This is a genomic window from Micromonospora sp. LOL_025 (genome assembly GCF_048060285.1).
Taxonomy (GTDB): Bacteria; Actinomycetota; Actinomycetes; order Mycobacteriales; family Micromonosporaceae; genus Micromonospora.
This window is the reverse complement of the sequence record NZ_JBHMIR010000008.1, coordinates 1-25,527: the sequence shown is the minus strand read 5'-3', so window position 1 is coordinate 25,527 and position 25,527 is coordinate 1. Positions and strand designations below refer to the sequence as shown.

At 73.4% G+C, this 25,527-nt stretch carries 22 protein-coding genes; 9 read left to right on the top strand and 13 right to left on the bottom strand.

The genetic code is table 11. The features are described from left to right. Positions 1-48 precede the first annotated feature (48 nt). The gene (locus ACFHW0_RS13015; RefSeq protein WP_416607719.1) at positions 49-1,065 is read right to left on the bottom strand and encodes a GNAT family N-acetyltransferase; all 1,017 of its coding nucleotides are present in this window, start codon (positions 1,063-1,065) and stop codon (positions 49-51) included. A 72-nt stretch (positions 1,066-1,137) separates the two neighbouring features. After that, the gene (locus ACFHW0_RS13010; RefSeq protein ID WP_416607543.1) at positions 1,138-2,766 is read right to left on the bottom strand and encodes a lytic murein transglycosylase; all 1,629 of its coding nucleotides are present in this window, start codon (positions 2,764-2,766) and stop codon (positions 1,138-1,140) included. Positions 2,767-2,822: 56 nt separating this feature from the next. On the opposite strand from ACFHW0_RS13010, the gene ACFHW0_RS13005 reads away from it, so the two are divergent. After that, positions 2,823-3,044, top strand: a complete 222-nt coding sequence (locus tag ACFHW0_RS13005) for an FmdB family zinc ribbon protein (protein WP_121399970.1) — start codon at positions 2,823-2,825, stop codon at positions 3,042-3,044. A gap of 100 nt (positions 3,045-3,144) precedes the next feature. Beyond that, complete coding sequence (locus ACFHW0_RS13000; RefSeq protein WP_416607542.1) at positions 3,145-5,979, top strand: ATP-binding protein; 2,835 nt, start codon at positions 3,145-3,147, stop codon at positions 5,977-5,979. 82 nt (positions 5,980-6,061) lie between these two features. Here ACFHW0_RS13000 and ACFHW0_RS12995 read toward each other — a convergent pair whose 3' ends face one another. Both ACFHW0_RS12995 and ACFHW0_RS12990 read right to left on the bottom strand, forming a co-directional pair. Beyond that, positions 6,062-6,598 carry a phospholipase gene (locus ACFHW0_RS12995; protein ID WP_416607541.1) on the bottom strand — a complete coding sequence of 179 codons (537 nt, stop codon included), beginning with the start codon at positions 6,596-6,598 and terminating at the stop codon, positions 6,062-6,064. Between the two features lie 180 nt (positions 6,599-6,778). After that, positions 6,779-8,443 carry a glycoside hydrolase family 10 protein gene (locus ACFHW0_RS12990; RefSeq protein WP_416607540.1) on the bottom strand — a complete coding sequence of 555 codons (1,665 nt, stop codon included), beginning with the start codon at positions 8,441-8,443 and terminating at the stop codon, positions 6,779-6,781. Between the two features lie 322 nt (positions 8,444-8,765). Between ACFHW0_RS12990 and ACFHW0_RS12985 the strand changes: the two genes are divergently transcribed. Next, a complete protein-coding gene (locus ACFHW0_RS12985) occupies positions 8,766-10,259 on the top strand; it encodes an amino acid permease (protein ID WP_416607718.1) in 1,494 nt (497 codons plus the stop codon). Between the two features lie 115 nt (positions 10,260-10,374). On the opposite strand, the gene ACFHW0_RS12980 is transcribed toward ACFHW0_RS12985, so the two are convergent. Genes ACFHW0_RS12980 through ACFHW0_RS12960 form a run of 5 tightly spaced genes read right to left on the bottom strand, consistent with a single transcriptional unit; the run spans position 10,375 to position 16,171 of the window. Next, positions 10,375-11,391: a glycoside hydrolase family 43 protein gene (locus ACFHW0_RS12980; RefSeq protein ID WP_416607539.1), complete on the bottom strand. Its 1,017-nt coding sequence runs from the start codon at positions 11,389-11,391 to the stop codon at positions 10,375-10,377. After that, on the bottom strand, positions 11,388-12,287 hold the full coding sequence (locus ACFHW0_RS12975; protein ID WP_416607538.1) for a carbohydrate ABC transporter permease: 900 nt from the start codon (positions 12,285-12,287) through the stop codon (positions 11,388-11,390). The genes ACFHW0_RS12980 and ACFHW0_RS12975 overlap by 4 nt, the downstream gene beginning before the upstream one ends. Positions 12,288-12,297: 10 nt before the next feature. Beyond that, positions 12,298-13,263, bottom strand: coding sequence for a carbohydrate ABC transporter permease (locus ACFHW0_RS12970; RefSeq protein ID WP_416607537.1), 966 nt, complete (start codon positions 13,261-13,263; stop codon positions 12,298-12,300). A 6-nt stretch (positions 13,264-13,269) separates the two neighbouring features. Continuing rightward, positions 13,270-14,598, bottom strand: coding sequence for an ABC transporter substrate-binding protein (locus ACFHW0_RS12965; protein ID WP_416607536.1), 1,329 nt, complete (start codon positions 14,596-14,598; stop codon positions 13,270-13,272). Between the two features lie 58 nt (positions 14,599-14,656). Further along, positions 14,657-16,171 carry an alpha-N-arabinofuranosidase gene (locus ACFHW0_RS12960; RefSeq protein WP_416607535.1) on the bottom strand — a complete coding sequence of 505 codons (1,515 nt, stop codon included), beginning with the start codon at positions 16,169-16,171 and terminating at the stop codon, positions 14,657-14,659. Positions 16,172-16,307: 136 nt separating this feature from the next. Here ACFHW0_RS12960 and ACFHW0_RS12955 point away from each other — a divergent pair, with 136 nt between their 5' ends. Continuing rightward, positions 16,308-17,315, top strand: a complete 1,008-nt coding sequence (locus tag ACFHW0_RS12955; RefSeq protein WP_416607717.1) for a LacI family DNA-binding transcriptional regulator — start codon at positions 16,308-16,310, stop codon at positions 17,313-17,315. Positions 17,316-17,339: 24 nt separating this feature from the next. Here ACFHW0_RS12955 and ACFHW0_RS12950 read toward each other — a convergent pair whose 3' ends face one another. The 3 genes from ACFHW0_RS12950 to ACFHW0_RS12940 all read right to left on the bottom strand — a co-directional run bounded on the left by ACFHW0_RS12950 (position 17,340) and on the right by ACFHW0_RS12940 (position 20,132). Next, positions 17,340-18,065: a methyltransferase domain-containing protein gene (locus tag ACFHW0_RS12950; RefSeq protein WP_121399962.1), complete on the bottom strand. Its 726-nt coding sequence runs from the start codon at positions 18,063-18,065 to the stop codon at positions 17,340-17,342. A gap of 73 nt (positions 18,066-18,138) precedes the next feature. Beyond that, positions 18,139-18,456, bottom strand: coding sequence for a hypothetical protein (locus tag ACFHW0_RS12945; RefSeq protein WP_121399961.1), 318 nt, complete (start codon positions 18,454-18,456; stop codon positions 18,139-18,141). 38 nt (positions 18,457-18,494) lie between these two features. Continuing rightward, on the bottom strand, positions 18,495-20,132 hold the full coding sequence (locus tag ACFHW0_RS12940) for an ABC-F family ATP-binding cassette domain-containing protein (RefSeq protein ID WP_416607534.1): 1,638 nt from the start codon (positions 20,130-20,132) through the stop codon (positions 18,495-18,497). Between the two features lie 74 nt (positions 20,133-20,206). On the opposite strand from ACFHW0_RS12940, the gene ACFHW0_RS12935 reads away from it, so the two are divergent. The 4 genes from ACFHW0_RS12935 (at position 20,207) to ACFHW0_RS12920 (ending at position 22,512) form a co-directional block, all read left to right on the top strand. Beyond that, on the top strand, positions 20,207-20,977 hold the full coding sequence (locus ACFHW0_RS12935) for an ROK family protein (protein WP_416607533.1): 771 nt from the start codon (positions 20,207-20,209) through the stop codon (positions 20,975-20,977). A gap of 142 nt (positions 20,978-21,119) precedes the next feature. Then, on the top strand, positions 21,120-21,488 hold the full coding sequence (locus ACFHW0_RS12930) for a tetratricopeptide repeat protein (RefSeq protein ID WP_121399958.1): 369 nt from the start codon (positions 21,120-21,122) through the stop codon (positions 21,486-21,488). A 215-nt stretch (positions 21,489-21,703) separates the two neighbouring features. Beyond that, positions 21,704-21,958, top strand: a complete 255-nt coding sequence (locus ACFHW0_RS12925; protein ID WP_088987488.1) for a Smr/MutS family protein — start codon at positions 21,704-21,706, stop codon at positions 21,956-21,958. Then, entirely contained in the window at positions 21,958-22,512 is a 555-nt protein-coding gene (locus tag ACFHW0_RS12920) for an NUDIX hydrolase (RefSeq protein ID WP_416607532.1), read from the top strand. Before ACFHW0_RS12925 ends, ACFHW0_RS12920 begins: the two co-directional genes overlap by 1 nt. A 60-nt stretch (positions 22,513-22,572) precedes the next feature. Here the strand turns inward: ACFHW0_RS12920 and ACFHW0_RS12915 are convergent, their stop codons facing one another. Next, the gene (locus tag ACFHW0_RS12915) at positions 22,573-24,948 is read right to left on the bottom strand and encodes a M28 family peptidase (protein ID WP_416607531.1); all 2,376 of its coding nucleotides are present in this window, start codon (positions 24,946-24,948) and stop codon (positions 22,573-22,575) included. 307 nt (positions 24,949-25,255) lie between these two features. Between ACFHW0_RS12915 and ACFHW0_RS12910 the strand changes: the two genes are divergently transcribed. Next, a partial coding sequence (locus ACFHW0_RS12910) for a response regulator (RefSeq protein ID WP_416607530.1) occupies positions 25,256-25,527 on the top strand: 272 nt, incomplete at its 3' end.

The following is a 25,527-nucleotide window of genomic DNA, read 5'->3' as shown; positions in this document are numbered from 1 at the left end:
TGCTGACCGCCGTCCATCCCCCAGCGGACGGATTCGTGAACGTTCCGGTCAGCGTCCGGCGTCGAGGCGGTGCACCAGCTCGGCCACGTCGATGCTGTATTCGCACCATTCGCGGTCCGGGCGGTAGCCCAACTCGGCGTTGACCTTGAGCATGGCCTCGTTGGCCTGCGCGTTCCAGGTCTGCACCTCGGTCAGCTCCGCCTCCGCCGAGCGCAGCTCCATCAGCATCCTGGCCTTGATCGCCCGGTCGATGCCGTAGCCCCGGTGGTCCTGCACGACGATGGTGTCGTACTGGTCGGCGCGGGTGGGATGCTGGACCGGCACGACCACCTCGGTCAGCCCCGCCACCTCCCCGGTCTGCTCGTGCAGGGCGAGCACGATGTAGGGCTTCATGCCCCGCCGGTGCAGGCAGTCCAGACTGTCCCGCAGCCGCTGCGGGTCGTAGGAGCTGGGGCGCAGCTCGCCGTCCTCGACGTCGCGCACCTCGGCCTTGGCCCGCGCGTACGCCTCGATCAGCTCGTCCGGCGGGCCGCCGGGGTGGAACTGGAGGTGGTAGCCCGCGCTGATGCCGGTGGCCATCTCGGACAGCTCGGCCCAGTCCACCCCGGACAGGTCCAGCACGCTGCGGGTCTCGACGTATTCCTTCGAGAAGCCGAGCGACTCGTAGAAGGCGACGGCCGGCGTGTCGCCGACCACCTCCACCCCGATCGACTGGAAGCCCTCCTGGTAGACCCGCCGGGCGGCGGTCAGGACGAGGTCCCGCCCGAGGCCGGTGCGCCGCTCCGACGGGTGCACCAGCACCTCCAGCACCCCGATGTCGCCGAGCAGCAGCACGTGCACGTGGCCCAGGATCGCCCCCGGGCTGCCGTCGGCCGCCGGCTCAGCCTGGGCGACCCAGGAGATCCGCCGCTCGCCGGGCATCACCTCGGCGAGGTATTCCCGCATGGAACTCTCCCGCCACGGCGGATCCTGCGGCAGATCGGCCGCCAGAACCGCGTTCAGCGTGTCCAGCAGCGACGCGATCTCGGCGGACGACGCGTTCCTGGGGTCCCACTCGCGCACCATCACCCGTCTAGCTTGCCGCTAACCGCTGCCGGGGGGAAGTGTCCAGTTCTCCAATGTATGCGGACGATCACTTCACGTGCGGCTCGCCTGTCCGTACCGGTTGGCGGTGTCGTAGACGTCCTGGGCGTACCGGCGGACGTCGTTGTAGGACAGGATCGCGTTCCACCAGTCGGCGGGGATGGTCAGGTTCCGGCCGCCCTTGCAGAGGTAGTTGCCGGCGGCGAGGGCGGCGTCGTCCAGGTCGTGCGGGTCCTTCACACCGTCGTTGTCGGCGTCGGCCCCGATCTCCTGCCAGGTCGTCGGGATGAACTGCATCGGCCCGACCGCCCGGTCGAGGACCGGGTCCTTGTCCATCACACCGCGGTCGGTGTCGGGGATGCGCATCCGGCCGCCGTTGCCGTCCAGCGGCAGGCCGATGATCTCGGGCAGCGCCTTGCCGTCCTGGCCGAGCCGGGCGTTGTTGGCCTGGCCGTGCCCCGACTCGACGAACCCGATGGCGGCGAGGGTGGTCCAGCTCAACCCGCAACTGCGGTTGGTCTGAGCGAGCACCACCTCGGCGTAGCCGTACGCCTGCATGGCCACCGGCGAGATGCCGACCTTCGGCCCGACCTCGGCGGCCCAGCCGGCGAGCGCGTCCGACGGCCGGCCGGTGGTCCCGCCGGGCAGCACCGTCCCGCCGGGCAGCGGCGTGCCGCCGGGCAGCACCGTCCCGCCGGGCAGCACCGTCCCGCCGGGTAGTGGGGTCCCGCCGGGCAGCGGCGCCTGCGGAGCGGCGGTCGGCGCGACGGAGGTGGTGTCGACCGCGACCGGACGGGGCCCCCGGGCCGTCGCGGGCACCAGGAGCGCGCCCGCCGCGGCCGTCGCCGCGACCAGGGCGAGCAGGAACACGCCGGGCAGGGTGAGTCGGCCGCTGGGCCGCCGCGACCAGTCGCGGGTGGCGCGGGCGGCGGTCATCGCGACGCGGTGCGGCGGCCGGCGTACGGCGTGCGCGAACTGCACCCGGCGGCGCCGGGGCCCGGTGGCCGGTTTCGTGGCGGGCACGTCGACTCTCGTCTCCGCGAGGCCACCCGTGGCCGACGCCGCACCGGCGTCGTCACCGGTAGTCGCCCCGGGCCCGGTCGTCAGGGCCCCGGCCGCGCCGCCGGCCGTCGTGCCCGGGGCGGTCCCGTCACCCGGCTTCGCGGCCGTGCCGGCGCTGTCGCCCGGCTTCCCGGCCGTGACCGCCTTCTTGTCGTCGGCCGGCCCGTCGCCCGGCTTCGCCTTCTCGCCCGGCTTCGCCTCGGCGGTGGGCTCGGTGGCTGGCCTGGTCTCGGTGACCGCCTTCGCGCCGTCGGCCGGCTTCGCGCCGTCGGCCGGCTTCGCGCCGTCGGCCGGCTTCGCGCTCTCGGCCGGCTTCGCGCTCTCGGCCGGCTTCGCGCTCTCGGCCGGCTTCGCCTCCTCCGCCGGTTTCGTGTCGGCGGTGGGCTCGGTGGCCGGCTTGGTGTCGGTGGCCGGCTTCGCCTCGGTGGTGGGCTCGGTCGCCGGCCTGGTGTCGGCGGCCGGCTTCGTGTCGCCGGCGGCCGTGGACCTCAGCCAGGGGCGGCGGGGACGCGGCAACCGCGTCGCGGGTTCGGGCGCGGCGCCGGAGCCCGCGAGCGGCCCGTCGATCGGTGCCGCCGGCCGCAGGGGCCGAAGGGTCGTCCTGTCCTCGCCGTCCGCCACAAGTTGAGTATCACCCATGTCCCCCCGTACGTCAGGACCGGTCGTACCCTGGTGCCATGCCCCGGTACGAGTTCCGTTGCCGCGCCTGCGGCGACACCTTCGAGGTCAACCGTCCGATGGCGCAGGCCGCTGAGCCGGCGTCCTGCCCGCAGGGGCACGCCGACACGGTCAAGCTCCTCTCCACCGTCGCGGTCACCGGCCGGGGCGGCGGCGGTGCGGCCGGTGGCGCGCCGGCACCGGCCGGTGGGGGTTGTTGCGGCGGTGGCTGCGGCTGCTGACCGGTGGGTCCGTAGTCGGGTCGGGCCCGACCGTTCTCACGATGCGTGATGGTCCGGTATCAGGCAGCATGAGTCCGACGTCACGGGCGGAGGTTCCACCATGTCGCCACGGATCCATCTCCCGAGCGGGTTGGTGACCTTCGTCTTCACCGACATCGAGGGCTCCACCCGGCTGGCCCAGCTGCTCGGCCCGGACTACCGCCCGGTGCTGCGGGAGCACCGCCGCCTGCTGCGCCGCACGATCGCCGCGACCGAGGGCGCGGAGCTGCTGACCGAGGGGGACTCGTTCTTCCTCGCCTTCGACGACGCGACCGCCGCGCTGACCGCCTGCCTGACCGCGCAGCGGGCGCTGGCCAGCCACGAGTGGCCCACCGCCGACGCCGTGCCCCGGGTCCGGATGGGGCTGCACACCGGCTGGGCGGAGCCGCGCGACGGCGAGTACGTCAGCCCGGAGGTGCACCGCGCGGCCCGGGTCGCCGCCGCCGCCCACGGCGGGCAGGTGCTCTGCTCGGCGGCGACGGCGCGGCACGCGGAGCCGCTGCCGCCCGACGCGTCCCTGTTCGACCTCGGCCTGCACCGGCTGCGCGGCTTCGACGACCGGGAGCGGCTCTTCCAACTGGTCGCGCCCGGCCTGGAGCGGCACTTCCCGCGGCCCCGCACCGCCGACGCGACCGCGCACAACCTGCCGACCCCGGTCACCTCGTTCGTCGGTCGGCACGCCGAGCGGGCCGAGCTGAGGCGGCTGGTGGAGGCGCACCGGCTGGTCACCGTTCTCGGCGCGGGCGGTGCGGGCAAGACGAGGCTGGCCGTGGAGCTCGCCGTCGACCTGGTGGAGTCCCATCCGGACGGTGTCTGGTTCGTCGACGTCGCCGCGGTCACCGACCCGGGTCTGGTGGCGTTCGAGGTCGCCGCCGTGCTCGGTCTGCGTCCCGAGCCGGGCCGCCCGATGGTCGACACGCTGGTGGAGTACGCGGCCGCGCGCCGGATGCTCGTCCTGCTGGACACCTGCGACGCCCAGCCGGCCGCCTCGGCCGACGTGATCTCCCGGCTGCTCGCCGGCGGGGTGGGCGTCCGGGTGCTCGCCACCAGCCGGGAGTCGTTCGGCCTGCCGGGCGAGGTGGTCTGGCGGATCCCGTCACTGTCGGTCGACCCGTCGGCGGACGGGGCGGAGAGCGACGCGGTCGCGCTGCTGCTGGACCGGACGGCGGCGGCCCGGGGCGGCCGGCCGCCGGACCCGGGCGAGTCGGCCGACCTGCGGCGGGTGGTGCGGCGGCTGGACGGGCTGCCGCTCGCCATAGAGCTGGCCGCCGCCCGGCTGCGGGTGCTCTCCGTGGGGCAGCTCGCCGAGCGCCTCGACGACGTGCTGGGCACGCTGGACGCGGGCCGGGAGGACCCGGATCCCCCGGTGGAGCCGGACCGGCCGGGCGACCGGCAGGAGACGGTGGACCTGGTGGCGGCGGCCGTGGGGATGGTGCCGCCCAGCCCGGCCGTCCGGGCGGTGCAGCGTTCCGCCACCGAACGGCACCTGACCATGCAGGCCACGGTCACCTGGTCGTACCGCACGTTGGGGCCGCGCGCCGCCCGGCTGCTGCGCTGGCTGGCGGTCTTCGCCGGCCCGGTCGACCTGGCGACGGTGGAGTGGCTGCTCGGCGACGACCCGCTGGATCCGCTCTCGGTGCTCGTCGACAAGTCGATGGTGCTGGCCGAGCCGCACGCCTCGGGCAGCACCTACCGGATGCTCGACCCGATCCGGGCGTACGCGGCGCGGCGGCTGGTGGAGGCGGGGGAGGAGCGGTCGGCCCGCAACCGGCACGTGGCGTGGTCGACGCACGCGCTGGAACGCGCCCACCTGGGGCCGGACGGGCGGCCGGTGACCCTGTCGCTCTACGCCCTCGACCCGCTCGCCGGCGAGTTGCGCGCCGCGTTGCGCTGGTGCGCCACCGGCGGCAGTGCCCGGGCCGGCCTGCGGCTGGCCGGGGGCCTCGACCAGTGGTGGCGGGAGCGGGGCCTGGCCCGGGAGGGGCGGCTCTGGCTGTTCCGGCTGTACGGGCGCATCGCCGAGACGGGGGAGCGGATCCCGGAGGCCGAGCTGGCGGCGGCGTACCACATGCACTCGCTGCACGCCGGCGCGGACGGCGAGTTCGGCGAGGAGCTGCGCTACTCCCAGCGGGCGGAGGCGGCGGCCCGGCAGGCGGGCGACGCCGGCCTGCTGGCCCGGGTGCTCGCCGGGCGGGCGGCCCCGCTGGTCGACATGGGACAGTTCGCGGAGGCGGAGCGGATCTGCCGTGAGGTGATCGACTGGGCGTCCGGCCAGGAGGTGCTCGGCGACGCGCTCTTCGGGGTGTTCAGCCTGGCCGAGCTGCTCTGGCGGCGGGGCGCCCTGGACGAGGCGGCGGAGCTGCTGGGCGCGGCCCGCCCGGTGGAGGCGGCGCGCCCGGTGGAGCGCGGGCGGCGCTCGGTCGACATGCTGCTCGGGATGGTCGCCCTGGCGCGCGGGGACCTGGTCGCCGCGCACGAGCACCTCCAGGTGGCGCTGCGGTCGCGGATGAGTCACGGCTTCCACGGTCGGGCCTGCGACACGCTGAACGCGATGGCGGTGCGCTGCGCGGCCGGCGGTGACGGGTTGACGGCGGCCCGCCTGTTCGGCGCGGCGGGGGCGACCCGGGCGAGCATGCGCTGCGCCCCGGGCATCTACGGCGGCTACTGGGCGCAGCGGCAGGGGGAGTTGCGCCGGGAGTTGGGTGACGCGACCTTCGACGGCGCGTACGGCGAGGGCACCGAGCTGGGGCTGGAGGAGGCGGCGGCGCTGGCCCTCGCGGTCGAGCATCCGGACCTGGCGGTGGGCTCGGCGAGGTTCGGCGCCGGTCCCGCCCGCGTGGCTCCCCGTCAGCACGTCGCCCCGGACCGTCGACGTCACCACACCGGCCACGCCTGACGGTGGGCCCTGCGGCCCGCCGGTCGGGGTCCGCGTCGCCCGGGTGGGCCGGGGACGCGAACCCCTGGGCGGTGCGGGTCGGTCAGCTCAGGCCGGCGCGGCGCTCGGCGTCGGCCTTCATCCGGGCGGCGCGGTCGATGTCGGCCTGCTGTACGGCGGCGACGGAGCCAAAGGCGCTGACGGCCTGGTAGTACGTCCAGGCGAGGCTGGTGCAGGCGGGCCGCACGGCGGCGTTGTACGTGGCGCAGACCCGCTTGAGGTCGGCGTAGAAGGCACTGTCGAGGCGGGCCTTGTTGGCCGAGAACCGGCTCATCGCCTTGTAGTTGCGGTAGCCGAAGTCGTGCCGGTAGCAGGAGAGGCTGAACTTGAAGCCGAGCGGGTTGTCCGGGCTGGACGAGCAGTAGTCGGTCGACCAGTTGAATCCGTACGAGGCCCAGGCGCCCTGGTTGAGCCGGCCGGAGTTCCAGGAGTTGTAGCTGGTGGCGCTCGTCTGCGTCCAGCTGGAGAGGACGGACAGCTTCTGCGAGGTCGTGACGGCGGCGGCGGGGGAGGAGACCCCGAAGACGAAGAGCATCGTGAGCGCGGCCGAGGCGAGCAGGGTGGTGAGGCGTCTGGGCACGGGTACCTCCGCGGGGGGATTGGCGGGCGAGACGGGGGTTACCGGCGGGTCACCGGAGTGCCGAACAGTGTCGATCATGGATGGTTCCGGGGGATGCGGTGCCCGCCGACATTTGGTGACAGGCGTCGAAACAGACGAATGCCCCGGGTGCCAGGGGCACCCGGGGCATCCGGTGGGACGTCAGCGGACGAACGCCGGCGGGCTGGCCGGGCTCTCGTTCGCCAGCCGGTCGAGCGCGGTCACGTAGTAGGTGTACCGCTTGCCGGCCTCGGCGGTGGTGTCCACCCAGGACTGCGTCCGGGTGCCCGCGTCGGCGCGGACCGTGTCGACGAGGTGCGCCGCGTCGGCGAAGTCGCACCGGCCGGCCAGGCCGACCCCGTCGAAGCGGTAGACCGCGTACGACGTGGCGGTGCCGAGCGGGCCCACGCCGTCCGCCGGCTGGAGCCAGTTCAGGCGTACCCCGTCGGATTGCCGCGCGGCCTTGGTGACCACCGGCATGAGCAGCGGCTTCTTCGGCAGGTGCGGCATGGTCGGGATCAGCGCCGGGCGGGAGTAGTGCTCGGCGGCGTAGATGTCGGTCGCGCCGAGCCGGTTGGCCCGCACCTGCACGGCCGAGAAGTGGACGTTGCCCAGGACCTCCGGGTACTGCCGGTTCAGCGTCAGGTGGTTGGACAACTCCTGCGGGTTCATCCAGAACGAGCCGTAGGCGGGGTCACCGCTCTTGTAGTCGGCCTGCCCGATGTAGAGCTGCACCCGGGTGCCCTTGACCACGTCCGCCCACCACGGCACCAGCCGGGTGTAGTCGGCGGCCGGGTACTGGCCCATGTACCAGTAGAGCTGCGGCACGATGTAGTCGATCCACTCCTCCTTGACCCACTTGCGGGTGTCGGCGGAGATGATGTCGTACGACTGGCTGCCGGTGGTGTCCGAGCCCAGCGGGTCGGCCGACTGGTTGCGCCAGATGCCGAACGGGCTGACGCCGAACTTCACCCACGGCTTCTCGGCCTTGATCTTGGCGTTCATCTCCTGGATCAGCAGGTTGATGTTGTCCCGCCGCCAGTCGGCCTTGTTGGCGAAGCCCCGGTTGTGCGCCGCGAAGGTGGCGTCGTCGGGCACCTGGTGGGTGCCGCTCGGGTAGGGGTAGAAGTAGTCGTCGAAGTGCACGCCGTCGACGTCGTACCGCTTGACCGCGTCCATCATCGCGGTCTGCACGAACTCGCGGACCTCCGGGATGCCGGGGTTGTAGTAGAGCCGGCTGCCGGCGACGCCGGCCGGCGGGTAGGCGAAGGTCCACTCGGGGTGCTCGCGGACCGGGTGGTTCGGCGCGAGCTGGTTGATGTCGGCGCCGGCGCCGCCCGGGGCGGGCATGGAGACGCGGTACGGGTTGAACCAGGCGTGGAACTCCAGGTTGCGCTTGTGCGCCTCCTCGACCACGAACTTCAGCGGGTCCCAGCCCGGGTTCTCGCCGCGGACCCCGGTCAGGTACTCCGACCAGGGCTCGTGGGGCGACGGCCAGAACGCGTCGGCGGTCGGCCGGATCTGGACGACCACGGCGTTGTGGTTGAGCCGCTCGGCGAGGTCGAGCAGCTGGCGGTACTCGGCCTGCTGCGTGGCGACGCGGTCCGGCGAGGTCTGGGACGCCTTGCTCGGCCAGTCGATGTTGACGACCGAGGAGATCCACATGGCCCGGAACTGCCGCTTCGGTGTGGCCGGGTCGGTGACGCAGGAGGTGGTGGAGGCGGCGCTGGCCGCCGCGTCGGGCGCCGCGCTCGCCGGGGTGGCGGCGACGAGCGCGCCGAGCAGTGCGGCGGCCAGCCCGGCGGCTCCGAGCCGAGTTGCCTTCATGCGGTGTGTCCCTTCGTTGGGGCTCCCGTGTCAGGGGTTCGTCGCGGCACAGACGGCAAGATTCGCCGTTCAAAATCTGCCGCTGGTAGGAAATTTTCACACCTCACGTGCTCTGCGCAAGAGTCTGGACGGGATCGATCCGTCCGTCGATGCCGGCTCCCCCTTGTGGCCGGGCTCACGGGACGCGCCGTGGCGGGGCGCACACGCCTGGTGGTGGCCTGAATGACCCGAGACGTGGGGGTTGAGGGGGGTCCGCCTTGGGTAGCATCGCCGGTCACCGGCCGCCACCAGGGTGGTCCGGACGGTGGGAGGGGTGACCACGGTGTCCGTGCTGCGTACCAAACCGATCGGAGACGTGATCGCGCAGAGCGAGGCCGACGGCGACGACGGCGGGCCCGGCCTGAAGCGCCGGCTCGGCGCCCGCGACCTCACCGGCTTCGGCATCGGCATCGTGATCGGCACCGGCATCTTCACGCTCACGGGCATCGAGGCCCGCGACAGCGCGGGGCCCGGCGTGGTGATCTCGTTCGCCATCGCCGGCCTGGTCGCCCTGCTCGCCGCCCTCTGCTACGCCGAGCTGGCGTCGAGCGTGCCGGCCGCCGGCAGCGCCTACACCTACGCGTACGCGACCATGGGTGAGATCGTCGCCTGGATCATCGGCTGGGACCTGCTGCTGGAGTTCGCCCTCGGCGCGGCGGTGGTGGCGCGCGGCTGGTCCGGCTACCTGGCCGAACTCGTCGGCCTGCCCACCGCCTGGTTCGGCGAGGAGGGCAGCGTCGTCAACGTCGGCGCGATCGGCATCGTGCTGCTGCTCGGCGTCGTGGCGATCGTCGGCATCCGCGAGTCGGCCCGGGTGACCAACCTGCTGGTGCTGGTCAAGGTCGCCATCTGCGTCTTCATCGTGGTCGCCGGCCTGTTCTTCGTGAAGGCCGCCAACCTCACCCCGTTCATCCCGTCGGCGAAGCCCGCCGACGGCAGCGAGGACGGCATCAAGCAGCCCGTCACCCAGGCACTCTTCGGCCTGGAGCCCTCGGTGTTCGGCTTCGTGGGCGTGCTCAGCGCCGCCGCGGTGGTCTTCTTCGCGTACACCGGCTTCGAGGCGGTGGCCAACCTCGGCGAGGAGACGAAGCGGCCCCGCCGGGACCTCACCCTCGGCCTGCTCGGCACGCTGCTGATCTCCACGGTGCTGTACATCGGCGTCTCGCTGGTCGTGGTGGGCATGGTGCCGTACACCGAGATCGACCGGGGCGCCCCGATCGCGGCGGCCTTCAACGCGGTCGGCGCCGAGTGGGCCGGCATCCTCGTCTCCATCGCCGCCGTCGCCGGCCTGACCAGCGTGATCCTGGTCGACCTGGTGGCCATGGGCCGGATCGGCTTCGCCATCAGCCGCGACGGGCTGATCCCGCCGTCGATCGCGAAGGTGCACCCGCGCTGGGGCACCCCGTACCGGATCTCGGCCGTCATGACGGTGGCGGTCGCGCTGCTCGCGGGCTTCCTGCCGCTGTCGGCCCTGGCCGACCTGGTCAGCATCGGCGCGCTCGCGGCGTTCGTGCTGGTCTCGGTCGCGGTGCCGATCCTGCGCCGCAAGCGCCCGGACCTGGACCGGCCGTTCCGGGTGCCGTTCTCCCCCGTGCTGCCGATCGTGTCGGCGCTGGCCTGCTTCTACCTGATGCTGAACCTGTCGGTGGAGACCTGGCTGCGGTTCGCCGCGTGGATGCTGCTCGGCGTGCTGATCTACTTCGGCTACGGCTACCGCCGCAACCGCCTCGCCCGGCGTTCCTCGTCCGCCGACTCCCGGGAACCGGCTTCCGTCTGATCCGGCTGGTCGCGGGGTGGGTCGGCCGCCGCGGTTCGGTCGCGCTTCCCCCGGTGTACGCGGACAGCGCGGCACCCGATCCTGTCGGGTGCCGCGCTGTCGGTGTCTCCGGCCGTCAGGGCCTCTGCTGGGGCCCCGCCGTCGGGCCCTTGACCACGGGCTTGCCGTCGGTCCAGACGACCTCGTCGAGCCAGACCTGGCGGCCGGGGTCGACGGTGCCCTCCTGGCCGGGCGGCCAGGCGTGGTAGAGCAGCCAGGTGCGCCCGTCCTTGACCACCATCGAGGCGTGCCCCGGACCGGAGGCGACCTCGTTGGTCTTCAGGATCGGGTTCTCCGTGGCCTTCACGCACGGCCCGGCCGGCGACTCGCAGACCGCGTAGCCCTCCGCGTACTCGGCCCGGTCGTAGGCGTTCGCGGCGAAGAACAGGAACAGCTTGCCGTCCTGCCGGTGCAGGAACGGGCCCTCGATCAGGGTGCCCTCCCACGGCTCGGTCTGCTTCAGCAGCTTCGTCGGCTCGCCGACCAGGCGCAGCCCGTCGTCCGAGAGACGCTGCGACCAGATCCAGGTGTCCACCCCGATGGCGTTGCCGTCGTTCTTCCACAGCAGCCAGAGGCTGCCGTCGGCGTCCCGGAACGGGCTGGCGTCGATCGCGCCGCCCAGCTCCGCCTGGCAGATCAGCGGGCCGGTCGAGTCGTCCCGGTACGGCCCCTGCGGCGCGCTCGCCACGGCCCGACCGACGCACTGCCGCCCCGACTCGCGCCCGGCGACGGTGTAGTAGAGCGCGAACCGGCCCGGGGCCAGTTCGATCGCCTCGGGCGCCCAGGTCTTGCCGGCGTCCGCCCAGGCCGGCAGTTCCGGCAGCGCGTCCCCGGCCGGGGCCCAGTCGACCAGGTCCCGGGAGGTGAGCACCGGGACGTTGCGCCCGCCGGCGTTGGTGTGGAACAGGTACCAGGTGTCGCCCACCCGGATCGCCTGCGGGTCGGGCGCGTCGGTGCGTACGACCGGGTTGGTGAACATGCGCGCGTCGTCTCCCGTGCTCGAAGGTTCTTCTCCACCACCGCAACCGGCGGCGAGCAGCGCGGCGGCGAGCACCGCCGCCGCGCCGCGCCGCCGGATCGTCCCGACCGTCATCCCTTCAGGCCGCTGCGGGAGACGCCCTGGATGATGTGCCGCTGGGCGAGCACGAAGAGGATCAGCACCGGCACGCTGGCCAGCACCGCCCCCGCCATGATCACCGGGTAGTCGGTCACGTAGGAGCCCTGGAGCAGGCCCAGGCCCGGCGGCAGGGTGAGCGTCTCCGGGCTGAAGAGCACGAAGATCGGCCAGAGGAAGTCGTTCCAGTTGGTGAGGAACGACAGCACCGCCAGCGTGGCCAGCGCCGGCCTGGACAGCGGCAGCACCACCTTCCAGAAGATCTGCCACTGGTTGGCCCCGTCCAGCACCGCCGCCTCCTCCAGCTCCCGGGGCAGGGAGAGGAAGAACTGCCGCAGGAAGAACACCCCGAACGCGCTGGCCGCCCCGGGGACGATCACCACGCTCAGGGTGTCGATCCAGTTCAGCTCGTCGACGATCAGGAAGTTCGGGATGATCAGCGAGGTCGGCGGGATGAACAGCGTCCCGACGATCAGCGCGAAGAGCACCCCACGGCCGCGGAACCGCATCCGGGCCAGGGCGTACGCGGCCATCGAGGCGGTCGCCAGCACCAGCAGCGCGTGCGCGGTGGCGGCCAGCATGCTGTTGGCGAACCAGCGCAGCACGGGGTTGGCCGCGTTGTTCAGGATCTGCTCGTAGCCGTACCCGGATATCGGGTCCGGCAGCCAGGTCGGCGGGATCTGCTGGGCCCCGGTGTAGGTCTTCAGCGAGGTGATGACCATCCACACCAGCGGCAGCAGGAAGACCAGGGCGAGCGCGACCAGGGTGGCGTAGAGCGCGGTCCGGCGCAGCGCCGTCCCCGGGGCGCGGCCGGTCCCCGGGGCTCCGGCGCGGGTCGGCGCGGGGGCGCGCGTGGTGCGCGTGGGCGTCGTCATGGCGGTCCCCTCAGTCTTCCCGGTAGCGGAAGAGGCGGAAGTTGGCGATGCTCACGACCGCCAGCATCAGCGCGAACACGATGCTCATCGCGGCGGCGCGGCCGGCGTCGTTGTCCCGCAGCCCCTCCTCGACGATGAACCAGACCACCGTGCGGGTCTCCGTGCCCGGCGCGCCCTGGGTGATCAGGAACGACTGACCGAACACGTTCGCCGAGGCGAGCACGGTCGTGGTGATCACGAAGAGCAGCACCGGACGCAGCCCGGGAAGCGTGACGTGGCGGAACCGTTCCCAGGCGCTCGCGCCGTCCACCTTCGCCGCCTCGTACAGCTCCTGCGGGATGTCCTGGAGCCCGGCCAGGTAGATCACCGCGTTGAAGCCGGAGGTCCACCACACGGTCACCCCGACCAGCGAGACCCAGGCCCACGGCACGTCCGTCACCCAGGGGGTGTCGGCCGGCAGCCCGACCATCCCGGCGAGCCGGTTGACCAGGCCCAGGTTGGCGTCGAGCAGGAACCGCCAGAGCAGGCCGATCACCGCCACGCCCAGCACGTACGGCGCGAAGTAGATCGCCCGGAAGAAGGTCCGGCCCGGGAACGACCGGTTCAGCAGCAGCGCCAGCCCGAGCGGGACGACCACCAGCAGCGGCACCGCGAAGACGGTGAAGATCGCCGTCGCCCGGACGCTCTGCCACCAGTCGCCGTAGACGGCCGAGTCGCTGGAGAAGAGTTCCTTGTAGTTGTCCAGCCCGACGAAGGGCCGGTTGGGCAGCTGGAAGTCCCACTGGTGCACGCTGAGCCAGAGGCCGAGCAGGATCGGCAGCAGGCCGAAGACCCCGAACAGCAGCAGGTACGGGGCGAGGAAGAGGTACGGCGTCGCCCGCCCGGCCCGGCCCGCCCGGGCGCCCCGGCGGGCGGCGTCGGCCGCCGGGGGCGGCGCGTCAGCACGCGCCGCCCCCGCCTCGATCACGTCCGCCACGGGAACTCAGCTCCCGTACTTCTTGCGGTTGTCCTCCAGCTGCTTGTTCGCCTTGGTCACCCCGTCGTCCAGCGCCTGCTTCGGCGACTTCTTGCCCAGCGCCGCCTCGTTGAACGAGTTGTAGAAGGTCGTCATGACCTCACCGAGGCCCGGGGCCGCCGGCGGGAAGGCCGCGTACTCCAACTCGGGGGCGAGCGCGTTGACCTCGGCCAGCGCCTTGAAGTCGGCGCTCTCCCGCACGGCCTTGCGGGCCGGGACCTGGCCGCCCTTGGCCCAGTCGAGGGAGTGCTGGCTGAGCCAGTTGATGAAGACCTTCGCCGCGGAGACCTTGTTGGCGTCGTTGGCCCGCTGCTTGACGATCGTGAAGTTGTGCGAGTTGGCCCAGGCGGCCGGCTGCGTGCCGATCTGCGGCAGGGGCGCGACGCCCCACTGGATGTCCGGGCTCTTCTTCAGGTCGTTGATCTGCCAGATGCCGTTCCAGTTGAAGGCGTTCTTGCCGCTCTTGAAGGCCAGGTAGTCGGCGTCCTGGCCGACGTTGGCCGGGGAGTGGCCCTGCCTGATCAGGTCGGTCAGCCAGGTGCACGCCTCGACGGCCTGGTCGGAGTTGAAGGTGGCCTTGGTGGCCTCGGCGTCGAAGACGCTGCCGCCCCACTGGTGCAGCAGGGAGTAGAAGGTCATGCCGCCGGTGAACTGGAACGGGCTGACCCAGAAGCCCTGCACACCGGACTTCTTCAGCTCGGTCAGCGCGGCGGTGTACTCGTCCTTCGTCGTCGGCGGCTTGTTCGGGTCCAGCCCGGCCTTCTGCATGACCCCCTTGTTGTAGTAGAAGCCGAGGGGGTGCATGTCCAGCGGGATGCCGTACCGCTTGGAGTTGTAGAGCCCGCCCTTCCAGACGGTGGGGGCGAAGTCGCCCTCGGAGAGTTCCAGGGTCTTGGCGACGTCGTCCAGCTCGGTGATCACGCCGCGCGCGGCGAACGTGGCGAGCTGGTCCATGTGCATGACCGCGATGTCCGGGCCGGCGCCGCTGGAGGCCGCGCCGGGGAGCTTGTTGTAGTAGTCCTCCCACTGGTACGTGGCGATCGAGACGGCGATGTTCTGGTGCTCGGTGTTGAACTGGGTCACCAGCGCCTTGAAGATGTCGCCGTCGCCGCCGGTGAAGCCGTTCCACAGCTTCAGGTCCACCTTCGGGCCGGTGTAGTCCTTGCCGCCGTTGCCGGCCGCCGGGCCCGCGTCGTCGTCGCCGCCGCCGCAACCGGCCAGGGTCAGCGAGGCCGCGGCGCCGAGCCCGAGGCCGAGGCTGAGCAGGCGCCGCCGGCTCATTTCGTTCTGCATCATGGGGATTCTGCTCCTTGGGGGACGGGATGAATTGTGCCTGCTCAGGACCGGTGCGGTGTCAGCCACCGACGGGGGAGAAGCGCAGCACGTTCCAGGAGACGGCCGGAAGGCGCACGGAGCACCGGCCGCCGTCGGTGGTGGGGTCGGGCAGCTGCCGGGGCGTCACCCGGTCGGGCTCGGCCTCGGTGTTCGTCGCCGTCGGGTCGTCCCCGGCGGCGAGGCTCAGGTGGGATGAAGCGGATAGTCCTGCGAGGCCGCGCAGGTCGAGGTGCAGCTCCAGGTCCGTGTCGCCCCGGTTGACCGCGAAGACGGTCAGCTCGCCGGTCTCCTCGTCGTGCACGGCGACCGTGTCGAGCACCGGGACCTCGCCGTACCGCTTCGTCTCGTAGGTCGGGCCGACCGGCTCGGTACGCAGCACCGTGCCGCGGGCGTGCCGGGCGGTCAGCGCGAACGGGTGGAAGATGCTCTGCCGCCAGGCGGGACCGCCGGTGCGGGTGCGGATCGGGGCGATGACGTTGGCGAGCTGGGCCTGGCAGGCCACCCCGACCCGGTCGGCGTGCCGGAGCAGGGTGATCAGCAGGTCGCCGACCACCACCGCGTCGACGGCGGTGAAGTCGTCCTCGATCAGCGCCGGTGCCTCGACCCAGCCGCGCCGGTCCAGGTCGGCCTGGAGGCGGGACTGGTACCAGACGTTCCACTCGTCGAAGGAGATCTTGAGCTTCCGCCGGTGCCGCTGCTTGGCGGCCACGTGGTCGGCGGTGGCGACGACCTCGCGGATGAAGTTGTCCATGTCGACGGCGGAGGCCAGGATGCTGGCCCGGTCGCCGTCGGACGGGTCGTAGTAGGTGTGCGCGGAGATGTAGTCGACGTGCTCGTAGGTGTGCTCCAGCACGGTCGCCTCCCAGGAGGCGAAGGTGGACATCGTCCGGTTGGAGCTGCCGCAGGCGACCAGGCTGATCGACGGGTCGATCATCTTCATGGCCCGGGCGGTCTCGGCGGCCAGCCGGCCGTACTCGTCGGCGGTCTTGTGGCCGACCTGCCACGGGCCGTCCAGCTCGTTGCCCAGGCACCAGAGCCGCACCCCGTACGGCTGCTCGGCGCCGTGCTTGCGGCGCAGGTCGGACAGCTGGGTCCCGCCCGGATGGTTCGTGTACTCCAGCAGGTCGCAGGCCTCCTGCACGCCCCGGGTGCCGAGGTTGACGGCCATCATCGGCTCGACGCCCGCCTCGGCGGCCCAGGTCATGAATTCGTCGAGCCCGAAGGCGTTGGTCTCGATGGTCTTCCAGGCCAGGTCGAGCCGGCGGGGGCGGTCACCGACCGGGCCGACGCCGTCCTCCCAGCGGTAGCCGGAGACGAAGTTGCCGCCGGGGTAACGGACCACGGAGATGCCCAGCTCCCGGGTCAGCTCCAGCACGTCGCGGCGCAGCCCGCGCGAGTCCGCGGCGGGGTGCCCGGGCTCGTAGACCCCGCCGTAGACGCAGCGGCCCATGTGCTCGACGAACGAGCCGAAGAGCCGCCGGTCGGCCGGTCCGACGGCGAAGGCCGGGTCGATGGTGAGCTGCGCGGTCCGCAAGGGTTGCCACCTTTCCTCGTTGCCGGTCCCGGGTGACCGTGGTCACCTGGTGCTCCTGGTTTGTACAACGTTGTAAGCAACGTTGTAAAGAGGCCCCTACGCGGTAAAGTGCGCACCCATGGGGGAGGGCGACGTGGTGCGGCACAGGCTCAAGGACGTGGCGGAGCGGGCCGGTGTGTCGGTGAAGACCGTCTCCAACGTGGTCAACGGCTACGTGCACGTCCGGCCCGACACCCGGGCCCGGGTCGAGGAGGCCATCGCCGAGCTGAACTACCGGCCCAATCTCTCCGCGCGCAATCTCCGCAAGGGGCGCACCGGCGTCATCGCGTTCGCGGTCCCCGAGTTGGACATCCCCTACTTCGCCGAGCTGGCCCGGCACGTCGTCACGGCCGCGGCCGAGCTGGGCTGGACGGTGCTGATCGACCAGACCGGCGGCGGTCGGGAGCAGGAGCGGGTGGTCGCGTCCGGCATCACCGAGCACCTCATCGACGGGCTGATCTTCAGCCCGCTGGCGCTCACCGCCGAGGACCTCACCGGGCTGGCGGGCACCCCGATGGTGCTGCTCGGCGAGCGGGTCGACCACGGTCCCGCCGACCACGTCGGGATCGACAACGTGAGCGCCGCCCGGGAGATCACCGCCCACCTGGCCGGTCTCGGCCGTCGCCGGATCGCCGCCATCGGCTCGCAGCGCACCCCCGAGGGGGCCAGCGCCCGGCTCCGGCTCGCCGGCTACACCGCCGCGCTCGCCGACGCCGGCCTCGCGTACGACGAACGGCTGGTGGCGCCCGCGCCGGCCTGGCACCGCGCGGACGGCGCGGCCGCGATGCGCGGCCTGCTGACCTCCGGCGTACGCCCCGACGCGGTCTTCTGCTTCAACGACACCCTCGCCCTGGGGGTCCTGCGCGCCCTGCACGAGGCGGGCCTGCGGGTCCCCGAGGACGTGGCGGTGGCCGGTTTCGACGACATCGAGGACGGCCGCTTCTCCGTGCCCACCCTGAGCACCATCGCGCCGGACAAGGAGCGCATCGCCCGGCTGGCGGTGGAACTGCTCGCCGGCCGCATCGACGGCGACCGCACCGCCCCGCCGAGGGAACTCTCCGCCCCCTGGCGCCTGACCCCCCGCGAGAGCACCCTGGGCCGCTGACCCCCCGAAAGAGGGTGGGTTAGGTCAGTCGAAGAAGCGGGCCAGGTGGGCCGGGGTGGGGCCGTCCGCGTCCGGGGGCAGCGGGGTGAGGTCGGCGAAGATCGAGGCGCCGTCGCAGCCGACGTGCAGCGGATACCAGCGCGGGGTGCCCGGCGGGCGTTGCAGGCAGATGCCCTTGACCGTCTGCACGTCGAGCAGCCGGACGTGGGTCGGGTCGGCGACGGCGTTCACGTGTCGCCACCACGGGCTCATCACGTGCAGCACGCCGCCCGGCCGGAGCGCCCGGTGGCACTCGTCGACCAGCGGCAGGAAGTCGATCAGGTGCTCCAGGATGTGCACCGCGAAGAAGACGTCCACCGAGTCGTCGGCCAGCGGCAGCGAGCCGGACAGGTCCGCCACCGCGTCCACCCCCGGGGCCGGGAAGAGGTCCAGCCCCAGGTTGCCCGGCCACTGCTTGGTGGCGCCGCAGCCCAGGTCGACCACCACCGGGTCGCGCCCGCCGACGCGTACCCGGCACCAGACGCCGAGCACCCCGGCGAGGCGGCCGACCCGGTCCCGGACCAGGCGCAGCTCGTCCTGCCCGGCGACCTCCCCGCTGAGGTGGGCCACCCCCCGGTCGAAGCGCACCTCGACCGCGAGGTCGCGCAGCCGGTCGTCGTGGCGGGCCTGGTCGACCCACGCCTCGGCGAGGAATCCGTCGACCGCCCGCAGCCGCTCGGCCGAGGGCGGGTGCTGTGCCAGCGCGACCATCCGGGCCACCTCCCGCCGGCCGTTACCCGGATCCCCGTCCGTTATGCCCGGACGTCCCAAGGGGTGGGGCCGGTCAGCCGCCGATCGTCCGCCGGGGGCGTCCGCCGCCGCGGATCCGCTGCCGGGGCGGCGGGGCGGCCGGCTTGGGCCGCTTGAGGTGGTAGCGGTGCAGCTCGCTGTTGCCCGGCAGGGACGGGTCCTCGCTCATCGCGACCAGCTCCCAGCCCTGGTCACCGGCCCGGTTGAGGTGGGCCAGCGCGGTGTCGCCGTAGGGCGTCACGTCGACCATGGAGCCATCCGGGCCGTACCAGACGAAGACGATCTCCCAGCCGATGTCGGTGGTGGCCGCCTGGCGGCGGCGGACCAGCAGCGCGTACTCCCACTTGAGCATGGAGTCATTCTCACCCGCCGCGAGCTGGTCGGCACGGATCAATCCTCGGCGATCCGTCCGGCGGCCACCCGCAGCCGCCGGTTGGTGGTCACGGCGTCGAGCATCCGCCGGTCGTGGGTGACCAGCAGCAGCGTGCCCGGGTAGCTGGCCAGCGCCGATTCCAGCTGCTCGATGGCGGGCAGGTCCAGGTGGTTCGTCGGCTCGTCGAGCACCAGCAGGTTCACCCCGCGCCCCTGGAGCAGCGCCAGCGCCGCCCGGGTCCGCTCGCCCGGCGACAGGGTCGCCGCCGGCCGCAGCACGTGCCCCGCGCGCAGGCCGAACTTGGCCAGCAGCGTGCGCGCGTCCGCCGGCGACAGCTGCGGTACGGCGGCGCCGAACGCGTCGATCAGCGGCACGTCGCCGAGGAACAGGCCCCGGGCCTGGTCCACCTCGCCGACCACCACGCCAGGGCCGAGCGCGGCGTGCCCGGAGTCGAGGGGGAGTCGGCCCAGCAGGGCGGCGAGCAGGGTGGACTTGCCGGAGCCGTTCGCCCCGGTCACCGCCACCTTGTCGGCCCAGTCGATCTGGAGGGTCACCGGGCCGAGGGTGAAGTCGCCCCGGCGTACGACGGCGTCGCGCAGCGAGGCCACGACGGCGCCGGCGCGGGGCGCGGCGGCGATCTCCATCCGCAGCTCCCACTCCTTGCGCGGCTCCTCGACCACCTCCAGGCGCTCGATCAGCCGCTCGGTCTGCTTGGCCTTGGCCGCCTGCTTCTCGGTCGCCTCCGCACGGAACTTGCGGCCGATCTTGTCGTTGTCGGTGGCCTTGCGGCGGGCGTTCTTCACGCCCTTCTCCATCCAGGACCGCTGGGTGCGGGCGCGCGCCTCCAGGCCGGCCCGGGTGTCGGCGTACTCCTCGTAGTCCTCGCGCGCGTGCCGGCGGGCCACCTCGCGTTCCTCCAGGTAGCCCGCGTAGCCGCCGCCGTAGTGCCGGATCTGCTGCTGGTGCAGGTCCAGCTCCAGCACGCGGGTGACCGTGCGGGCGAGGAACTCCCGGTCGTGGCTGACCAGCACCGTGCCGGCGCGCAGCCCGGTGACGAACTCCTCCAGCCGCTCCAGGCCGGCCAGGTCCAGGTCGTTGGTCGGCTCGTCGAGCAGGAAGACGTCGTAGCGGCTGAGCAGCAGCGAGGCCAGCCCGGCCCGGGCCGCCTGACCGCCGGAGAGGCCGGTCATCGGGTGCTCCAGGTCGACGGTGAGGCCCAACTCGGCGGCCACCTGCTCGGCCCGTTCCTCCAGGTCCGCCCCGCCGAGGGCGAGCCAGCGCTCCAGGGACTCGGCGTAGGCGTCGTCGGCGCCGGGCGCGCCGTCGGTGAGCGCGACCGTCGCCGCGTCCAGCGCGGCCTGCGCGGCGGTGACCCCGGTGCGCCGGGCCAGGAAGTCCCGCACGGTCTCGCCGGGCCGCCGCTCGGGCTCCTGCGGCAGGTGCCCGACGCTCGCCGTGGGCGGGCTGAGCGTCACGCTGCCGGCCTCCACCGGCAGCAGTCCGGCGAGGGTACGCAGCAGCGTCGATTTGCCCGCCCCGTTCGGCCCGACCAGCCCCACCACGTCCCCCGGTGCGACCACCAGGTCCAGCCCGGCGAACAGCGCCCGGTCCCCGTGCCCCGCGGCCAGCCCCTTGACGATCATCGTCGCGCTCATCAGTGCCCGACCCTATCCCGCCCCGATCGCCCACCCGTGCTCCACGCCCCCGAGGTACGCGGCACACTGCTCGGGTGGTGACCACTCTGGCGATCGACTGTGGCGGCGGCGGGATCAAGGCATCGGTGCTGGACGAGGCGGGCACGATGCGCGCGCAGCCGCTGCGGGTACCCACGCCGTACCCCCTGCCGCCGGCGCTCTTCGTCAAGACGCTGCTGGGCCTGGCCGGCCGGTTACCCACGGCGGACCGGCTCACCGTCGGCCTGCCGGGCATGATCCGGCACGGGGTGGTGGTCGCCACCCCGCACTACGTGACCCGCTCCGGCCCGCGTTCGAAGGTCGACCCCGGGCTGGTCGCCCAGTGGTCCGGGTACGACGCGCGGACCGCGCTCGCCGAGGCGTTCGGGGTGCCGGCGCTGGTGCTCAACGACGCCGAGGTGCACGGGGCCGGGGTGGTCGCCGGGACCGGCTGCGAGCTGGTGCTGACCCTCGGCACCGGGCTGGGCAGCGCGCTCTTCGACGGCGGGGTGCTCGCCCCGCACCTGGAGCTGTCCCACGCCCCGGTGCGCTGGAACACCACCTACGACACGTACGTGGGGGAGCCGGAGCGGCGCCGGCTCGGGGACGCGTTCTGGTCCCGCCGCATCCGCCAGGTCGTGGACGGGCTGCGCCCGGTGTTCCGCTGGGACCGGCTCTACCTGGGCGGCGGCAACTCCCGGCTGATCCGCCCCGAGCAGCTCGCCCGGATGGGCGACGACGTGGTGGTGGTGCCCAACACCGCCGGCATCGTCGGTGGCGTCCGCGCCTGGGAGCTGGCCGCCGGCCGGCACGGCGCCGCCACCTGAGCCGCCTCCCGTTGTCTGCCGCCGGCTGCGGTGACGCCGCGATCGCCGCCCGGAGCCGGCGGTCCCCGGCCGGGAACAGTCGCGGTACGGCGGATGTTGTGCCAGCGTCGGGGCAGTGGCGCGACACGAGGGGGTGGGTCGGATGGACCTTCTGGCCGAGTACCGGCGGGCGACCATGTTCTTCGAGGCCGGTGACCCGACCGGGGCTGCCCGGCTGCTCGAACCGATCGTGGCGGCCGAGCCCGGCAACGCCTCGGTACGCCAGCTGCTCGCCCGTGCGTACTTCCAGTCGGCCCAGCTCAACCGGGCCGAGGCGCAGCTGCGGGAGCTGATCGACCGGGACCCCGCCGACCACTACGCCCACCACGTGCTGGGCCGCACGCTGGAGCGGCTCAACCGGCACGCCGACGCGCTGCGGCACCTGCGCATCGCGGCGGCCATGCACAGCGGCAACGACGACTACCGCGTCGCCCTGGACCGGGTGCAGGCCCGGGTCGAGGGCGGTCGCTGACAGAGCGGACGCACGGGGCGGGGCAGCTCGGCAGAGCTGCCCCGCCCGCGTCCCCATGACGGAACGCGCAACGCCAGGCGCGAGGTGATCAGGACGCCATGGACCACAAAACTGCCGGGTAAGGTCCGTGCCGTCCTGATCACCGGGCGTCGCGGCGGACGCCGCGGGGCGCCTACCATCGGCGTCATGGGACCTGAGCTGCCGGCGGGTGCGCGATGAAGCTGAAGCTGGACCTGCACGACATCTTCAACAAGGGCCAGGACATCGACCGGGCCCTGCGCGGGATCATGGACGAGGCGGTGGCGAAGAAGGCCACCCTCGTCGAGATCATCCCCGGCAAGGGCTCCGGCCAGCTCAAGAAGCGGGTGCTGCGCTTCCTCGACCAGAAGGACGTCAAGCAGCTCTACCACCGCGTCGAGAAGGACTCGAAGAACTTCGGCCGCCTCTTCGTCCACTTCCGCTGGAAGTAGTGGCCCACGACATGGTCGAGGACGCGCCGCTGTCGGCGGGTGAACTGCTGGACGTCGTGGACGAGCACGACCGGGTGGTGGGTCAGGCCCGGCGCGGCGACGTGTACGCCCGCAGGCTCCGGCACCGCTGCGCGTTCGTCCTGGTGCGCAACGCGGCGGGGGAGATCTTCGTGCACCGTCGCACCGACCGGAAGCTGGTCTTCCCGTCGCTGTACGACATGTTCGTCGGCGGGGTGGTCGGCGCGGGCGAGTCGTACGACGAGGCGGCGCGGCGCGAGGCGGAGGAGGAGTTGGGCGTACCGGGCCTGCCCGACCCCACGCCGCTGTTCACCTTCCTCTACGACACGCCGGAGCACAGCTGGTGGTCGGCGGTCTACGAGGTTCGCTGCGACGGACCGGTCGACCCGCAGGCCACCGAGGTCGCGTGGCACGCCTTCCTCAGCGAGGAGGAGCTGGACCGCCGGCTCACCGAATGGGACTGGGTACCCGACGGCGTGGCGGCGTACCGCCGGCTTCTGGCGTGGCGGCGCGAGGAACCCGGCCCGGACCGGTAGCGCCGCCGAGGGAGGCGGCGCGGGCCGGCGGTCCTTCCGGGGCCCGCGCCGCCGCGCCGGCTACAGCGGATAGGTGCGGGCCACGGCCAGCATCTCCGAGCTGTGCGAGCCCACGATCCCCACGTCCGGCGGGCGCGGCCGGAAGCCGGGCAGGGCGTCCAGGCCGTCGCTGGCGTCCATCGCGCGCAGCGCCACCTGCCCCGCCTTCGGCGTGACGGTCAGCGTCACCTCGATCCCCTCCGGCGGCGGGGCGTGGAAGACCAGGCCGAAGCCCCACCGACCCTCCCGGGCCTCCACCGGCACCGTGCGGCCGGCCACCTCCGCCCGCAGCACCGTCGCCGTCGCCGCGTCCACGTGCAGGGTGGTCAGCCGGACCTGGCGTTGCGGGACGAGCCGCAGGCGCAGGGTGCGCCCGGTGCCGGCGGTGGTGTCGGCGAGCACCTCCAGCTTGGGGGCGGGCAGGTCCGCCGCCTGCGCCGGGCCGGCGCGCAGCTCGGCGTCGCCGAGGCCGGGGAAGTCGGCGACCTCGGTCACCCCGTCGACGTAGCCGTCGGTCCAGGGCTGGGGGTCCTCCTCGTGGCTGAGCCAGCGGGCCTGGCCGGTGCCGGCGTCGAGGGCGTACATCAGGTGGGTGGGCGCGGGGTGCGCGGCGTCGAAGCGGTCGACGGCGAACCCGACCCCGGCGAGGACGACGGCCGCCAGCGCGGTGGCGGCGGCCGGCAGCGCGCCGAGCCGGCGCGCGCGCACGGCGACCAGCCCGCGCTGCCCGCCGGCCTGCGGGTGCAGCAGGTCGACCACCGGCAGCGCGGCGAGGCCGAGCAGCACCGCGACCAGCGCCGCGACCCCGCCCATCGCCATGCCGAGCGCCGGGAAGAGCAGGACGACGGTGGGCAGCAGGATCACCACGGCCACCGCGGCGGCCAGGGTCGACGCGACCACCGGCCACGGACCGTCGATCCGCACGCTCAGCGCGACCAGCCCGGCCACCGCGCCGGCCAGGGCCGGGAGGGTGACGAGGTACGCCCCGCCGGGCACCAGCACGGCGAGCAGCACCCCGAGCACGGCCAGCCAGCCCAGCCCGCCGATGGCGAGCGCCGCCGGGCCGACCCGGCGGCGGGTGAGGGCGTACCAGGTGAACAGGACGGCGGCGGCGAGCGCCACCACGGCCAGCCGGTACCAGGTCGGCCGGTACGGGTCGAGCAACTCGGCGTAGCCGGGCCGGAGCGCGGTGACCGCCGCCCAGAGTAGCTGCGCGGCGAGCGGGGCGAGCACCAGCGGCAGCAGCGCCAGCCCGAACCCGGCGGCGAGCCGGCCCCCGGTGGCGCGACCCCGCCGCAGGGTGAGCCAGCCGAGGGCCACCACGGCGACGAGCGCGAGCAGCGCCAGGGGCAGCACCAGCCAGCCGGGGTAGCGGACCAGCCCGCCCGGGACGGGGAAGTAGGTGGCGTCGTGCCCGGAGTCCAGCGCGGTCAGGTCGACCCGGCCGAACTCGCGGGCCAGGCCGAGGGCGTTGTCGCCATGGTGCTGGAGGCTGGCCCGGTCCATGGCGGCGGGGGTGTCCAGCGGCGTGTGGTAGATCGCCCCGCCGTCGATGTACGCCGAGTTCAGCCCGACGAAGTCGTTGTCCAGGAACGCGGTGAAGTCCGTGTCGTTGGGCAGCGCGCGGTAGATCTCCACGGCGAACGAGGTGCCCACGGGGTGCGGCGCGGCCCGGCCGAAGGCGCCCACCAGGGCGGCGTTGTCCCGCGACGTCTCGAACATGATCACCGGGCCGGTGGAGCCGCGCGCCTCCAGGTTGAGCACCACGCCGCCGTCGGCGGCCAGCGGGTGGCTGGACGCGAACGCCGCCGCCCCGCACAGGCACGCCTCCTCGGCGTCGGTCAGCACGAAGACGATGTCGTTGCGCGGCCGGGGACCGGCGGCCAGCGCGCGGGCCACCTCCAGGATGGCCGAGGTGCCGGCGGCGTCGTCGTTGCCGCCCGGCCCGGACTGCACCGAGTCGTAGTGCGCGACGAGGAAGACCTTACCGGTGGGGTCGGTGCCGGGCAGCCGGGCCACCACGTTGCGGACCCGGGCAAGGGTGGCCCCGCCGGCGGCCCCGCTGAGCTGGCCGGCCTCGGGCGCGACGGTGTCCTGCACCTCGGTCTCCAGGCCGAGGCCGCGCAGCACCCCCTCGACGTGCGCGCGTACCTGGTCGTTCGCCGGGCTGCCCGCCACGTGCGTCCGCGCGGCGACGACCTCGACGTGCGCGTACGCCCGGGCGGCGCTGAACTCGCCCGGCGGCGCGTCGGCCGGGCGTGGCGCGGGGGCGCGCAGGTCGAGCAGGGTGCCGGCGCCGACGGCGACGAGTGCGGCGAGCGCCGCCGCGGCGGCGGCCAGCCGGCGACGGGGCCGGGCCAGCGCGCGGTCGGCGGGGCGGGTGTGGGCTGCGCCCACGGGGTCTCCTCGGGAGGGGTCTCAGGTGGGCACCATCCTGCACCCCGGCGACCGTCGGCGGGACTCCCGGTGCGGGCCGGGAGGGCGCACACGTCCGCTTTGCCCCTCGCCGCGTAGTGATCCGACCCATGCCCGCGCATACGGAGCCCGTCGTGTTGTGTGCGAACGTTGTCTAATACAGGATCAGCAGGGCACTCGGAAGGAGCCCGACATCACCAGCGATCTCCCGCGTCTCGCGGCGGTGACCCGGCCGCACCGGGGAACCGGCCTGGCCGGTTCCTCCGTCGTGCCGTACCCGCACGGCGGCATGGGACGTCATCCCAACCTGCCTCCCGGCGAGCGGCTGCGGGTGCTGCTGGTGGAGGACGACGAGGGCGACGCCTTCCTGGTCGGCGAGCTGCTCGCCGAGACCAACTCGATGATCGACCTGCTGGTGGCGACCAGCCTCAGCGAGGCCCGGCAGCGCGTGATGGGCGTCGACTGCGTCCTGCTCGACCTGGGCCTGCCCGACGCGCAGGGCCTCGACGGGCTGCGTCAGGTGCTGGAGATGGCCAGCGGCGCCGCCGTCTGCGTGCTGAC

Bases quoted from the DNA above. Each gene is read 5' to 3' on its own strand.
- ACFHW0_RS13015 (WP_416607719.1), bottom strand. From the start codon at position 1,065: ATGGTGCGCGAGTGGGACCCCAGGAACGCGTCGTCCGCCGAGATCGCG.
- ACFHW0_RS13005 (WP_121399970.1), top strand. From the start codon at position 2,823: ATGCCCCGGTACGAGTTCCGTTGCCGCGCCTGCGGCGACACCTTCGAG.
- ACFHW0_RS13000 (WP_416607542.1), top strand. From the start codon at position 3,145: ATGTCGCCACGGATCCATCTCCCGAGCGGGTTGGTGACCTTCGTCTTC.
- ACFHW0_RS12990 (WP_416607540.1), bottom strand. From the start codon at position 8,443: ATGAAGGCAACTCGGCTCGGAGCCGCCGGGCTGGCCGCCGCACTGCTC.
- ACFHW0_RS12980 (WP_416607539.1), bottom strand. From the start codon at position 11,391: ATGACGGTCGGGACGATCCGGCGGCGCGGCGCGGCGGCGGTGCTCGCC.
- ACFHW0_RS12975 (WP_416607538.1), bottom strand. From the start codon at position 12,287: ATGACGACGCCCACGCGCACCACGCGCGCCCCCGCGCCGACCCGCGCC.
- ACFHW0_RS12965 (WP_416607536.1), bottom strand. From the start codon at position 14,598: ATGATGCAGAACGAAATGAGCCGGCGGCGCCTGCTCAGCCTCGGCCTC.
- ACFHW0_RS12950 (WP_121399962.1), bottom strand. From the start codon at position 18,065: ATGGTCGCGCTGGCACAGCACCCGCCCTCGGCCGAGCGGCTGCGGGCG.
- ACFHW0_RS12945 (WP_121399961.1), bottom strand. From the start codon at position 18,456: ATGCTCAAGTGGGAGTACGCGCTGCTGGTCCGCCGCCGCCAGGCGGCC.
- ACFHW0_RS12940 (WP_416607534.1), bottom strand. From the start codon at position 20,132: ATGAGCGCGACGATGATCGTCAAGGGGCTGGCCGCGGGGCACGGGGAC.
- ACFHW0_RS12930 (WP_121399958.1), top strand. From the start codon at position 21,120: ATGGACCTTCTGGCCGAGTACCGGCGGGCGACCATGTTCTTCGAGGCC.
- ACFHW0_RS12925 (WP_088987488.1), top strand. From the start codon at position 21,704: ATGAAGCTGAAGCTGGACCTGCACGACATCTTCAACAAGGGCCAGGAC.